Source organism: Sphingomonas sp. (assembly GCF_017304615.1).
Lineage (GTDB): Bacteria > Pseudomonadota > Alphaproteobacteria > Sphingomonadales > Sphingomonadaceae > Sphingomonas.
In genome coordinates, this window is the sequence record NZ_JAFKLZ010000001.1 from 1,238,196 (window position 1) to 1,252,036 (window position 13,841).

Sequence of the window (13,841 nt, forward strand, 5' to 3'; positions counted from 1 at the left end):
GTTAGAAATTCTTCTGATACTTCACGCTCGCGCCGGACCCACCGAACGAGCTCATCTGCGACAGGATGCTGAGGCTCTTGGTCAGCGAGATTTCGAGCTGGGTCGCGGTGAAGCCGCGCGCGTCGGTGATGATCTCGATATAGATGTTACGCGTGATGTACTTCCCCGCGGCAAGCGCCGTGCCGCGCCCGGTCACGTCGTCCGCGCCGAGGATGCGCAAGCGGTCGATCCCCAAACCACTGCGCAGCTTGCCGAGTCCGCCAAGCCCCCCGCCCCCGCCGCGCAACGAATTGAGCGCCGCAGCGAGCTGAAGCGCCTCGACCGCCGACAGGTTTTCCGGGTTGGTGCCGAACAGCAACCGGCTCAGCACCTCGTCCTGCGGCAAGGTCGGCGTCGAGGTGAAGGTGATCTGCGGCCGCTGGCCCGTGCCGCCGATATTGATTACCGCCGTGATGCCGTTGGTGTCGGTCGTCGCCGAAATGTCGATGTCGGGATCGCTCAGCGCGTTGCCGCTGAACCGCACGTTGCCACGATTGATGTCGAACCGCTTGCCCGCGAAACTATAGGTGCCGCGCACGACCTCCGCCGAGCCCGACACGGTCGGCGAGGCCGATGTCCCGCCCACGCGCATGTTGAGCGACCATTCGGATTCGAGACCCATGCCGCTGACGAACAACTGGTTGGCGGCGCGAATCCGCAGGTCGAGCTTGAAATTGCTGTCCGCTGCCGGCGCGGTGTGCGGGCGCGGGCCGTCCGACTTGCGGCGCACGCCCTTCAGCTCGGGCACTTCGGCCTGGCCCTGATAGACCACTTCATAGCGCGCGTTGGGGATGCGCAGGTCACCCTTGATCAGGCCGCCCTGCTTGCCGTTGGTGACGCTGATCGTGCCGGTCGCCGTGCCCGACAGCGCGTCGCTGTCGGCAAGCGTCGCATTCTGCAACGTCGCGTCGAGCTGCAGCGGGAAACCGGCGTCGGCGGCGAGGCCGATCCAGCCCTTGGCACTGACCGTACCCTGCCCCGCCTTGGCCTCCAGATTGGTGATTTCCAAACGGTCCCGGGTGAACCGCCCGGCGAGCTGCATGTCGGTCAGCTTCGTTCCATAGGCTGTATTGATATAGGTCAGATGGTCGGCGCGCACGATGCCGTTGAGCTGCGGCGACCCGAGTTGCCCGCCGAAATCGGCCGCGACCGCGATACCGCCCGACGCTTGCTGGTTGGGCAGGCCGGTCAGCGAGAACAGCACGCCCGCCGGGCCGTTATAGCGGATGCCGCCGGTCAGGGGCGCGGACATCAGCCGATCCGACCAGTATGCGCCGGACCCGAGCGGGGCGAGGTTGGCCTGCATCCGCCCGACCGTCGTCGTCCCGCGCTTGACCAGCGCGCGCACGTCGCCCCCCTCGGCGGTCAATCGACCGACCAGGGTTATGTCGACCGGCTGCGACACGATTTCCGCGCTCGACCGGGTAAAGCCCGTGACCGTCATCTGCGTGTCGATGTTCGGCACCGTCCCACCGTCGCGCTGGACATAGTCCACGCTGCCGGTCGCCACCCCGTCGATGTTAAGGCCCGGCACCAGCGCGTTGGCGACCGACAGATCGAGCTTGTCGAGCCGCGCCTGGAGCGTCGTGTCCTTGCCGTAGCTGCCCGCGATGCGCGCGGTTCCCTTGTCGAACACGATCTGGGTCGGCTGTAGTTTGTATTCGCCATTGATCGGCTCGATCCGCGCCGGGCGCGGCGTACGGAACGCGATGCCATTGGCTTTGCCCTGTACCGCGACAAGCCACAGATCGGGGCGCAGCTGCCCGCTCAGCCCCATCGTGAAGGGCACGCCGCTCGACCCGTTGGCCATCGCCTGCACCGTGCCGGTCCGGTTGGCATAGTCGATCTTCGCGCGTGCCACGGCGAGGACGGTGTCGCCGTACCGCAGGTTGGCGAGCTGGACGTCGGCCAGCACCCGCGGCGCGTTCGGGTAGAGGATGATCGTCCCCGTCGCGAGCGCGCGCCCGATCGTGAAGTCGACCGCCCCGGGGATCTTAGCGTTATAGGCGCGGGCGTCGAAATCGGCGCGCTGGACGTCGCCCTCCGCAGCAAGGGTCGCGACGCCGTTGACCCCGGAACCCGCGAATTTCAGCGTCCCCGCGAACGGCCCGGCTGGCGTCTGCTGAAGGTTGCCGAGCAGATTGATCCCGGCAAGCTGCGTCCCCTGATTGACCTGTACCGTCAGCACCTTGCCGGTGCGGATGAACACGTCGGCGCCGAACGCGCCATAGGCGGTGTCGCCTTTTGCGATCACGGCATAGCCGTCGCCCTTGCCCCGGATCGTCGCTTCGAGGCCCGACAGTCCCACGCCCATGCCCGGGCGCGGCGCGCGGATGACGGCGACCGGCGCGCTCGCGGTACCCGTGACTCGCGCCGAAACCGGGCCGTACGCCTTCGACAGGCCATCGCCCGCGAACAGCAATTGTCCGTTGGGGGAATAGCTCCCCGCGCCCCGATACAGCGTGAATTGCGGCGCCGTCAGCTTTACGTTGTTGAACGTGATCAACCCGTTGGTGTCGTAACCGACGTCGCTCGACACCAGCGCATTGCCGCCCAGGAAATCGGATACGCCGCCATTGAAGATGCGCTTGGTCCGCGCGACGACATGGCCCTTGATCCCGAATCCGCCCGACGGGACGCTCACCAGCTTTGCGTCGGTGGTCAGATTGACGATGCCGATGCCGTCGATCGTGTAATCGTTGACTCTGCCCTTCAGCGCGCCGGTGTAGCGGCCGCTCGGCAGATCGGCGACGACGATCGCGGTGGCGTCGATCCGGTCCGATTTGAGCTTGAGGTTGTCGGACAGCAGCTTGCCGTTCGCATAGGCGAAATCGCCGATCGCGCTGACATTGGTGAGCAGATTGCCTGCCGCCGCGTTCAATCCGGTCACGCGCCGTGCCCGTGCGTTGACCGGGACCAGCACATGCTTCGCATCGACCGTCGCCTTGCCCGATGCGGCTAAACCTTCAACCCCGGTGCCGTTGAACGACAGAGCGGCCGCGCTGATGCTGTAGCCGATCGTCGGCGTCGCGAACGGCCCGTCGAGCGTCAGGTGCGCCATCGCGTCGCGCCCCGCCAGATTGGGCAGGATCGCACCCGGCGTCAGCAACCGCGCATCGACGACGACATTGCCGAACGTATTCTCGCCCAGGTCAAACAGCCCGTTCGCCGCGACCGCCAGCGCGCTCGACTTGAGCGTCATCCGCGTCGTCGCCTTGCGCTTGTCGAGCGTCGCGGCGACATCGATCATCATCCCGCCCGCGGTCAGCCGCTCGACCGGGCCGGCCATATAGAGTCCGGGATGAGTCAATCCGCGGATCGTGAACGTGCCGTTCGCCGCGCCGAGGTCGAGATTGGCGAGATTCTGGCCGCCGAGCGTCGCGATCCCCTTGCCGGTCCATGACTTCCAATCGCCTTTGCCGTCGACACGGACAGCGAGTGGCGCCTTTGTACCGCTCATCGCCGCGACCACGCCGTCGCCGGGCGCGTCGAGCGAGGCCTTGATCGTCAGCCGGTCGTCCTTCGGGACCGCGTCGAGCGTCAGCCGCAGCCTGTCGCCGCCAGCAATCCCCGGCCCGCGCAAGGCGTCGGCATTGGCGACGAGCTGGGCGCGCCCGCTCGCAATGTGCGTCGCGCCGTCGATGCGGACCAGATGCGACTGGCCCGTCACCCCCTTCACCAGCACCAAACGGTCGACCTTCAGCCGGTCGATGTCTATGTCGATGTCGGGCAACAAAGGCGCATTGGGATCGCTGGGCTTTAGGTCTACCGCCCGCGTCATGGTGACGAGCGGCGCTTCCATCGAATTGACGTCGATATGATTCCAGAAGAACTGGAACGGGTGCCAGTCGATCACGGCTGACGGCGCGGTCAGGAACACCCCCTTGGTGTCGCTGACGCGCAGATCGACCAACTCCATGCGGTTGTAGATCGATCCCTTGATCCGCCCGACCTTGATGTTGAGCCCGGTCTCGGTTGTGTAGGCCGCGAGGCGCGAGACGATGAAGCGATGCCCCGGCGCGGTGTCGAGCAACACATATACCGCAAGCAACAATGCCGCGATGCCGAGCAGGACGATCGCGACCCAGCGCGTGATCGACTGCCACAGCGGTCGGCGCACGACAACCACCGTCTCCGGCGCATCCGCGGGGACGACCGTATCCGCCATCAGAATGCCTGGCCGATCGAAATGTAGAGAGCGATGCGGCCGTCGCCCTTGCGCCGGTTGAGCGGCGTCGCGACGTCGACGCGGACCGGGCCGAAATTGGTGTAGAACCGCCCGCCGATCCCCGCACCGAAGCGCAGATCCTTGAACTTCGGCATGCTGGATTCGTACGAATTGCCGCCGTCGAGGAACGGCACGATCCCGAAATTGCCGAAGCGATAGCGCGCTTCGACGGCGAATTCGTTGAGGCTGCGGCCGCCGACTGGATCGCCGTTGGGATCGAACGGGCCGAGCCGCTGATAGCCGTAACCGCGCACCGACCCGCCGCCGCCGCCATAATAGCGCCGCGACGGCGCGAGATCGTCGCGCGCGATGTTCTGGATCGACCCGACGCGGACGCGCCCCGCCAGCACCAGGTTGTCCATCACCGGATAGTAGGTGCTGGCCTCTGCGATCGCACGCAGATAGGGCCGCACCGCGCCCCGTACCGACGTTTCGGGGCTGAGCGACAGCTTGAACCGATAGCCCTTCGTCGGGTCCAGCAGGTCGTTGGTGGTATCGAATTGCCCCGCGACCGGCAGCGCGGCGATGAAATAGGTTCCGCGCCGGCGCTTGGCCAACGCGAAGTCATAGACATCCTCGTTGGTGCCGGTCAGTTCGAACCCGTATTGATACGTGAATTTCTTCTGCCAGATCGGCGTGGAATCATAGGATACGCGCCCGATCAGCGACAGCGACACGGCGTTGAACGCGTCGTAATTGTTGCGCCCAGCCGCCAGCCCGAAACTCAGCGTACGGTCGCGCTGACGCCAGTTCGATCGGCGGAAAGTTATGCCTGCCCCCTGTTCCTGCGTGCCCGCCACCGCATTCAGGATCAGCGCGCCCTCTGGGGGGAACGCGTTGCGCGCGGTGTAGGTCGCCTCGGCACGAAGTCCTTGCCCGGTGCTATAGCCTCCCGTCGCAGCGATCGAGCGCGTCTTGCCGACACGCTGGGTCACGGCAATATCGACGATGCGCGTACCGTCCGGCGCGTCCTTGCCCGTATCGACCGGTTCGACCGTAACGGTCGAGAACAGGCCGGTCGCGACCAAAGCCTTGCGCAGATCGTCGATACCGCGCGTGTCGTACAGTTGCCCCGGCTTGAAGCGGCGCAGCACGCGGATATGGTCGGCCCCGAACGCCAATCGCCCGTTCGTCGTGATGTCACCGAAACGCGACCGCGGTCCCGTGTCGATCGGCAGCGTATAGTCCCCGGTGAAGTTGCTTTCATCGAGCAGGATGTCGCGCGTGCCCAGCCGGGCGAACGGATAGCCGGTCTGGCCGAGCTGGAGACTGACATTCGCCTCCGCGCCCTGGATGCGTTCGGCTTCGATCGGGTCGCCGGTGCGCAGCGGCAGGTTCCTCGCGATCAGGTCGTCGGGCGGCAACGGATAGGCGTCGACCGCGATCGCGCCGAGCCGATACAGCTTGCCCGGCACCGCATTTATCACCGCGCGGACTCGGGTCGGGTCGTTGGGGATCGTTTCGATCACCGATACCGCGCTGGCGTCGTAATAGCCCTTGCTCTTCATCAAGCGGACGGCGAGCGCTTCGTCCTCGCGGGCGCGGGCAGTGACCATCGGGATGTTCGCCGCCTTGCCGCCGCCTTTCTTGAGCGCCGAGAAGGTGCGGAAATCGCCGCCGAGGTCGAGCGCGTCGAGTCCGTTGATTACGGTGTCGTAGCGGACCTGCGCGCCCTTTTTGTCGTTGGTCGCCGCAACCTCGACCACCGGGACGGTATTGTAGCTGTCGAGCGGGACCAGCGGCTGGGCGAGTTCCGCCGGCGGTTCGGACGGCGGCGGCAGCGTGCCGGGCGCCACGACCGGCGCTGGCGATGCGGTGACGCTATCGGGCGCTTTGTCGGCAGTCTGTGGCGTGAACGGCGCATCCTGCGGAATCGGTTCGAGCGGCGCGTTGATGTCGTCGGACAATTTGGGCAGCGCCGCGTTGAAATCCTTGTCGGTGACGATCGGCTTGTCGCCGTCGGGGTCGGCGGTGGGCGTCGGAATCGGCACCGGCTTGCCCTGCTGGCCTCCCGGCGTCGTCGGCGCGGGTGTCGTCTGGGCGAGCAAAACGCCCGGCACGAGCGCACCCACCGCAATCGCGTAACAAGCCTGGTTGACGATACGCGACACGACAGCCCCTTTGCCGGGGATCCTGCTATCGGCCCCTTCCTCGACTGCCAACGCTTTCTCCTGCGCCGAGTTCATTCGATCGGTTCGGGCGCGATCCGGGCCGCGGCCAGTTCGATCCGTTCGAGCATCGCCGACAAGGTACGGCGTTCGGCCGGATCGAGCTGTTCGAAGATCGCGGCCTCCATCTCCAACGCCTTGGGCGCGACCTGATCGTATAGCGCGCGACCGGTCGCCGTCAGCGTCAGCAAATGCGACCGCCTGTCGCCCGCATTGGGTTGCCGCGCAATCAGCCCGCGTTCCACCAGGGCTTGCGCAGCGCGACTGACCGTCACCTTGTCCATCCGCGTCGCCACACCGACGGCTTGCTGCGCGATCGGCTGCCCCTCTGCAATAACTGCGATCAACCGCCATTCCGGAATCTTCAGGGCGAACAGCCGATCGTATGCGGTCGCGATCGCCTCCGACACGCGATTAGACACGACCGAAAGCCGATAGGGCAGAAAGGTGTCGAGCTTGAGTTGTGTCACATTGGTGACGCTAGCGCGCCCCATCCTTCCCGTCACCCCGAACATGCCCGGCGATCACGTCTTTGGTGTGGACGCCAGGCCCGAACCACGATATAGTTTCAATTGAAACCACTTTCCCCGGAGCCGACCATGACCGACAGCCACGACAACCCGATGGGCCTCGACGGCTTCGAATTCGTCGAATTCACCTCGCCCGATCCGGCGGCGATGGCCGATCTGTTCGAGAAGATGGGCTTCACCCATGTCGGCAATCACCGGTCCAAGAACGTGCGCCGTTACGCGCAGGGCGACATCAACTTTCTGTTGAACATGGAAGACGCTGGGCAAGTCGCGGGCTTCCGCAACGCGCATGGGCCGAGCGCCAATGCGATGGCGTTCCGCGTCGCCGACGCTGCCAGGGCGCTCAAGCTGGCCGAGGAACGCGGCGCGGTCCCGGTCGAGGGCAAGGTCGGCCCGGCCGAACTCAACATCCCGGCGATCGAGGGGATCGGCGGCGCGAACCTGTATCTGGTCGATCGCCGCGGCGGATCGACGATCTACGACATCGACTTCGAACCGACCGGCGCGGGGGTGGACGATCATAGCGTCGGCCTCCACACGCTCGACCACCTGACCCACAACCTTCTGCGCGGGCGGATGGATTATTGGGCCGATTATTACGAACGCATCTTCAACTTCCGCCAAATCCGCTATTTCGACATCGAGGGTCAGGCGACCGGCCTGTTCTCCAAGGCGATGACCGCTCCCGACGACAAGATCCGCATCCCGCTCAACGAAAGCCAGGACGAGCATTCGCAGATCGAGGAGTTCATCAAGGATTATAAGGGCGAAGGCATCCAGCACCTGGCGCTCGCGACCGACGACATCTTCACGACGGTCGATCAACTGCGCGCCAACGGCATCCGCTTCCAGACCACGCCGCAGACCTATTTCGACCTGATCGACAAGCGACTGCCCGGTCACAACCATGACGTCGAAGAAATGCGCAAGCGCGACATCCTGATCGACGGCGCGCCGGAAACGGGCGGCGGCCTGTTGCTCCAGATCTTCACCGAGAACATGGTCGGTCCGATCTTCTTCGAGATCATCCAGCGCAAGGGCAATGACGGCTTCGGCGAGGGTAATTTCAAGGCACTGTTCGAGAGTATCGAGCTGGATCAAATCCGTCGCGGTGTGGTGCCGGGGGTGGAGGCGTAACCGCGCAACACATGCTGGCCGTCACCCTGAACTTGTTTCAGGGTCCATCGCGCCACAGGCAGCGACTTAGCAATTGGAGAGATGGATGCTGAAACAAGTTCAGCATGAAGGCAGCGGGTACATGACCGGCCTCGGCAACCACTTCGCGACCGAAGCCGTCGCGGGCGCGCTGCCGGTCGGGCGCAACTCCCCGCAAAAGCCGGCGTTCGGCCTCTATGCGGAGCAGCTCAGCGGTACCGCGTTCACCGCGCCGCGGCACGAGAACCGGCGGACGTGGCTGTATCGCCTGCGCCCCAGCGCAGCGCACCCCGCTTTCACGCGCTATGAGGGCGCGCCGCGTTTCGCGCCCGGCCTGTCGAAACGCCCCCTCGCCCCCAACCGCCTGCGCTGGCAGCCGCTTGAGGAGGCTCAGGACGCCGACTGGCTCGACAGCCTGACAACGATGGTCGTGGCGGGCGACGGTCCGCGCACGCAGGCCGGGGTCGCGATGCACGTCTATCACGCGACGCGCGACATGACCGACCGTGCCTTCGCCAGCGCGGATGGGGAATTGCTGATCCTGCCCGAACAGGGCGCTTTGCGCATTCTCACCGAAATGGGCCGAATCGATATCGCCCCCGGCCAGGTGGCGGTGATCCCGCGTGGCGTCCGCTTCCGCGTCGAACTGATCGATGGACGAGCGCGCGGCTATGTCGCGGAAAACCATGGCCAACCGTTCCGCCTCCCCGATCTCGGCCCGATCGGGTCGAACGGCCTCGCCAATCCGCGCGATTTCGAGACGCCGGTGGCCTGGTTCGAGGATCGCGAAGGCGACTTCGCGCTTATCCAGAAATTCGAAGGCGCGTGCTGGTCGACCAATCTCGGCCGCAGCCCGCTCGATGTCGTCGCGTGGCACGGCAATTACGCGCCGTACCGTTACGATCTGGCGCGCTTCAACACGATCGGCAGCATCAGCTTCGACCACCCCGATCCGTCGATCTTCACCGTCCTTACCTCGCCCAGCGACGTGCCCGGCACCGCGAACGCCGATTTCGTGATCTTCCCGCCGCGCTGGATGGTCGCCGAGAACACGTTCCGCCCGCCCTGGTTCCACCGCAACACGATGAGCGAGTGCATGGGGCTGCTCTACGGCGCCTACGACGCCAAGGCCGAAGGCTTTCGCCCCGGCGCGATGAGCCTGCACAACCAGATGAGCGGACACGGGCCGGACGTAGCGAGCTGGAAAGGCGCCAGCGAGGCCGACCTCAAGCCGCACAAGATCGATGGCACGATGGCGTTCATGATCGAGAGCCGCTGGGTGTTCCACTGCACTGACTACGCGCTGGAAACGAGCGCGCTGGATGAGGACTATGACGAGGTGTGGTCGGGGTTTCCGAAGGGGGAGCTGCCAAACGGCGACCAGTCGTCGTCCTTGTCCTTGGGGCTGAGCAGCGTCCTCGCCTCGTCCAGTTTTCCCGCTACGATCAGGTTTAGCGCGTCGAGCGGTACATTCTTGTCACGCGCAAGGTGCGGAGCATAGGCGAGCGCCTGTAGCGCGCGAGCCGCGGTCGGGCCGTCGCCATCGGCTAACGCCTGCCGTGCAACGGCTAGCCGGATGCCGTTGCTTTCCGGCGCCAACACTGCTGCGCGCAGCAACGCCTTGACCGCGCTGGGGGTCGGTTTGACCTTGGCCGCCACAAAGCTGGCGTAAAACAGATAGAGCGGCATCACGGCATTAGGGTTGCTCTTGTTGGCTTTCAGATACCATCCGCGCGCCGCCGACCAGACTTTGGGATCGGTCGTGTTGGCGAGCGCCGCGCGTGATACAGCGACCCGTCCCTTCATGACGAGCGCCGGTTCCAAATCAGCCTGGATCGCGAGAGCGCGGTCGGCGGCCTGATCCGCGCGGTCGGTGCGTCCCGCCTTGAATTCCATTTCGGCGACTTGTGCCTGCAACAGAGCGTCGTCAGGATATTTCTTCGCAATCCCCTCGGCCTGGATCGCCAACCCCAGCCTGTAGTCTTTGGCGGTTCGGCGGATCGCGATGTAAGTCGGCATCAACGCGGCTTGGCCCGGCGGCATCGTCGTGACAGTGGCGGTCACGGGCTTGGGCGGCGAAATGAGCAACGGCGCCTCTAATTTGCCGCGGCGATACAGGTCAAGTTCGGTGTCGAGCGCCTTCAGATCGCCGAACGCCTTGGCCGCCGCGGCCATGCTCGGTTCGCCCCGGTTTATCCCCGTCAGATATTTGTCCAGCTGCCCTTTGTGACTCGGCCGCAGGAGCAGCAGGTGGGTCAGCAGCCAGCCGCGCGAATAGAGCAGCGAGACATCGTCGGGGTAGCCGTTGCGTCCGGGATCGAACAATTGCTTCAGCGGCACGCGGATGTCGCGCCCCAATCCTTCCGTACGATAACTTGCCGGATGACCGATCGTCAGCGAACCATCGTCACCGAAGGTCGTGTTGGCATTGAATTCGGCGAACCCTTCCGAAAACCACATCGGATAGGCGACCGGAAAGTTGGAATACATGAAGTGGTGCGAATATTCGTGGAGCAGCACCACCTGAGAACTCGACTGGCGGCCCTTGGTCTTGCGGTCAGCGTCGGGCGAGTGCAAGCTGACGATGAACGAGCGCTCCGCGTCAGGATTGTAATACCCGAGCACGCCGGGGCAATAAACGCAGGCTCGGTTGAACAGGTCTTCCCGCAACGCATAGATAGTGATCGGCCGCAACGCCTGATCGGGATTTTCCTTGACGCCGTAAAGCAGCCGCAGCGCGGCATCGAACTTCTCGAGCCTGATCGCGTAGCCTCGCGCATTGTCTTCGGTGTCGTCGATCGACAGGATGAAATGCTCAGTCCGCACCTGCCGCCATTCGGCCTTCGCGGGCGCCGTGACCATCGCCAGTGTTGCCAACGCCACGATCAACTTATGCATATCTGCCCCCGCCCGATTCGCAGCGAAACCTAGGGTAAACAGTCGTTTCGGCACAACGGTCTGGAGGCCGTCACTTCATCTGCCGCTTCGCGCTCGCCATCGTCGCCTTCCCATAGGGCGGCATGATCCCCGCGAGCTTCGCGACGTTGATCTTCGGCTGGCGGTACACCGCCTTGGCGTGGCTGAAGGTCTTGAAGCCGTCATGCCCGTGATACCCGCCCATCCCCGACGGGCCGATGCCGCCGAACGGCAGTTCTTCCTGGCTGATGTGGAAGATGACGTCGTTGAGCGTCACCCCGCCCGAGATCGTGCGGTCGAGCACGCGGCGGCGCTCGGCATCGTTATCCCCGAAATAATATAGGCCGAGCGGCCGGTCGCGGCGGTTGACCTCGGCGATCGCCGCGTCGACGCCACCGCTGTAGCGGCGCACCGGCAGGATCGGGCCGAAGATTTCCTCCTGCATCACCGTCATGTCGTCGGTCGCATTTCGGACGATGTGGAGCGGCATCTTGCGCGTGTTGCTGCTGCCGAAATCCTCGCTGGCTGGATTGACCGTCTCGATCGTCGCTCCCTTCGCGCGAGCATCTTCAAGCCAGTCCTGCAGCCGCTGATGGTGCCGGTCGTTGACGATCGAGGTGTAATCGGGGTTCGCCAACAGGGTCGGATACATCGCCGACACCGCGCTCTTCAGACCGTCCACCACAGCCTGTTCCTGGTCGTCGGGTACCAGCATGTAATCGGGTGCCAGGCAGATTTGCCCCGCATTGAGCATCTTGCCCAGTGCCACGCGCTCGGTCGCGCGCTTGATGTCGGCGTCGCGCCCCACGATCACCGGCGACTTGCCGCCAAGTTCGAGCGTGACCGGGGTCAGATTGTCGGCGGCGGCATGGAGGATGTGCCGCCCGATCCCGGTGGCGCCGGTGAAGATCAGGTGATCGAACGGCAATTCGGCAAACGCCTTCCCCACCTCCGGCCCGCCCGAAAAGAACGCGAGCTCGTCCGCCGCATAATATCGGGGGCAGATTTCCTCGAACAGTGCCGCCGTCCTTGGGGTGAACTCGCTCGACTTCACCATCGCGCGATTGCCCGCGGCGAAGATATTGGCGATCGGCGCCATCACCAGCTGGATCGGGAAATTCCACGGCGCGATCACGCCGACCACGCCCTTGGGCTGATATTCGATCCACCCCTTCGCGCCGAGCAGCCCGAGCGGAAAGGTCACCGGGCGCCGTTCGGGGCGCATCCACTTGTCGAGATGCTTGATGGCGTGGCTTATCGGCGCGATCGAGGCGGCGATGTCAGTCACCATCGTCTGTTCGCGGCTGCGATGCCCGAAATCCTCCGACAGCGCGTCGCAAAAGGCGTCCGCATGGTCGCGGATCATCGCGGCGGCGCGCTTGAGGCGATCCTTGCGGGTCGCGGCGGAGACCGGCAGCTCCGCTTGAAACGCGGCACGCTGCACATCGAGCGTTTGGCGCATCTGGTTCATTCCGCCCCTCCGTTCGCCCTGACCTTGTGGCAGGGCCGTCTTTGCGTGGTGTGAAGAAAGATCAGGGAAACAACAAGCGCCGCCCGGACGAGTTCGGTCCCGTCACGCGCACCCGATCAGGCCACCGGCGGGCACCACCACCGTGTCCTGCCCCGGTCGGTCGATCCGCAACGTCGCCTCCCCGATCCGCGCGCCGTTCGCCAGATTGGCGTCGTTCGCGATCGTCATGTCCAGCGTCGCGGTGACGTCGCCGCCCTTATATTCGGTGGTGTGGGAGAATCCGAAGCCGCCGGTCCCGTCCTGCCCAATCATCGCGAAATCCTGCACCTTGCCATCGATCGTCAGGCGGATCTTCCCGGGATCGGCGACTGCCATCGCGATCATCGCCTGGCTCGGCCCGCGCGTCCACAGGAAGGCCGCGCATCCCTTTGCGGGCAGGTCCTGCTTGGGGAGCACGCCGATCGGCAGGCCGTCGACGCTGGGCGCGATGGGCGCAGGCGCAGGGGTCTTCTTGTCCCTGGCAAGTGCGGGCGCGGCGAGGACGATCAGGGCCAAAGCGAGCTTCTTCATGGACCGAACGCTATCATGACCAGCCACATCGGGTAAGCCGCGATCGCCATCAGCGCGCCGAACGGCACCCAATCGCCGCCGGAAACGGCCTGCCCCCTCAGCCGCGCTGTGAGCAGCGCCCCGAGACCGACGATGCACGCGAGAAGCAGCACGAACGGCAGCATCGCCCACCCGACCCACAATCCGATCGCGCCGAACAGCTTGGGATCGCCGCCGCCCAGCCCGTCACGCCCTCGGATGCGGCGGTAGGCGAACGCGATCAGCCAGAGCGACGCAAATCCGGCGACGCCGCCGATAAGCCGGTCGGGCCAGTCGGGCGGCGCGACCGCGATCGACATTAGTCCCGCCACCGCCAGCGTACCGGTCAGCCGGTCCGGCAACCAGAACTCGGCGACATCGAGCGCCGCCAGCGCCAGCAGCAGCCACCCGAACACCGCGCCAGCCACGCCGACCAGCCCCGGCGCGGCAAGCCCGCTGATGACGCCCAGCACCACGCAACCAAGCTCTATCTGCCAGTGGCGCGGATCGATCGCCACGCCGCAGCTTCGGCACCGCCCATGCAACACGAGCGCGCTGGCCAAAGGCACCAGTTCCCAAGTGCACAATGTCCGCCCACACGCATCGCACGCGGATCGTCCGCCGATCACCGATCGCTCTTGCGGCCAACGAATCACCAACGTCGCGAGGAAACTGCCGACGATCGCGCCCAGAACGCCGAGTGCCGTCGGCCAAACCCAGTCAGGTAGTGAAGCGAGCGCGCCCAT

General features: G+C 65.3%; 8 protein-coding genes. 2 read left to right on the forward strand and 6 right to left on the reverse strand.

The window, feature by feature from the left end; translation table 11 throughout:
• Position 1: 1 nt before the first annotated feature.
• From J0J06_RS06260 to J0J06_RS06270, 3 genes are all read right to left on the reverse strand, one after another.
• A complete protein-coding gene (locus J0J06_RS06260; RefSeq protein WP_294040453.1) occupies positions 2–4,207 on the reverse strand; it encodes a translocation/assembly module TamB domain-containing protein in 4,206 nt (1,401 codons plus the stop codon).
• Positions 4,207–6,258, reverse strand: a complete 2,052-nt coding sequence (locus J0J06_RS06265) for a BamA/TamA family outer membrane protein (RefSeq protein WP_294040856.1) — start codon at positions 6,256–6,258, stop codon at positions 4,207–4,209. Before J0J06_RS06265 ends, J0J06_RS06260 begins: the two co-directional genes overlap by 1 nt.
• Positions 6,259–6,449: 191 nt before the next feature.
• On the reverse strand, positions 6,450–6,905 hold the full coding sequence (locus J0J06_RS06270) for a MarR family winged helix-turn-helix transcriptional regulator (RefSeq protein ID WP_294040454.1): 456 nt from the start codon (positions 6,903–6,905) through the stop codon (positions 6,450–6,452).
• Positions 6,906–7,034: 129 nt separating this feature from the next.
• Between J0J06_RS06270 and hppD the strand changes: the two genes are divergently transcribed.
• On the forward strand, positions 7,035–8,102 hold the full coding sequence (hppD, locus tag J0J06_RS06275) for a 4-hydroxyphenylpyruvate dioxygenase (protein WP_294040455.1): 1,068 nt from the start codon (positions 7,035–7,037) through the stop codon (positions 8,100–8,102).
• Positions 8,103–8,187: 85 nt separating this feature from the next.
• Positions 8,188–9,621, forward strand: coding sequence for a homogentisate 1,2-dioxygenase (gene hmgA / locus J0J06_RS06280; RefSeq protein WP_294040456.1), 1,434 nt, complete (start codon positions 8,188–8,190; stop codon positions 9,619–9,621).
• A gap of 1,467 nt (positions 9,622–11,088) precedes the next feature.
• On the opposite strand, the gene J0J06_RS06285 is transcribed toward hmgA, so the two are convergent.
• The 3 genes from J0J06_RS06285 to J0J06_RS06295 all read right to left on the reverse strand — a co-directional run bounded on the left by J0J06_RS06285 (position 11,089) and on the right by J0J06_RS06295 (position 13,841).
• Positions 11,089–12,498, reverse strand: a complete 1,410-nt coding sequence (locus J0J06_RS06285; protein ID WP_294040857.1) for a coniferyl aldehyde dehydrogenase — start codon at positions 12,496–12,498, stop codon at positions 11,089–11,091.
• Positions 12,499–12,609: 111 nt separating this feature from the next.
• Entirely contained in the window at positions 12,610–13,077 is a 468-nt protein-coding gene (locus tag J0J06_RS06290) for a hypothetical protein (protein ID WP_294040457.1), read from the reverse strand.
• Positions 13,074–13,841, reverse strand: coding sequence for an A24 family peptidase (locus J0J06_RS06295; RefSeq protein ID WP_294040458.1), 768 nt, complete (start codon positions 13,839–13,841; stop codon positions 13,074–13,076). The genes J0J06_RS06290 and J0J06_RS06295 overlap by 4 nt, the downstream gene beginning before the upstream one ends.

Bases quoted from the DNA above. Each gene is read 5' to 3' on its own strand.
- J0J06_RS06290 (WP_294040457.1), bottom strand. From the start codon at position 13,077: ATGAAGAAGCTCGCTTTGGCCCTGATCGTCCTCGCCGCGCCCGCACTT.
- hppD (WP_294040455.1), top strand. From the start codon at position 7,035: ATGACCGACAGCCACGACAACCCGATGGGCCTCGACGGCTTCGAATTC.
- J0J06_RS06260 (WP_294040453.1), bottom strand. From the start codon at position 4,207: ATGGCGGATACGGTCGTCCCCGCGGATGCGCCGGAGACGGTGGTTGTC.
- hmgA (WP_294040456.1), top strand. From the start codon at position 8,188: ATGCTGAAACAAGTTCAGCATGAAGGCAGCGGGTACATGACCGGCCTC.
- J0J06_RS06285 (WP_294040857.1), bottom strand. From the start codon at position 12,498: ATGCGCCAAACGCTCGATGTGCAGCGTGCCGCGTTTCAAGCGGAGCTG.
- J0J06_RS06295 (WP_294040458.1), bottom strand. From the start codon at position 13,841: ATGGGCGCGCTCGCTTCACTACCTGACTGGGTTTGGCCGACGGCACTC.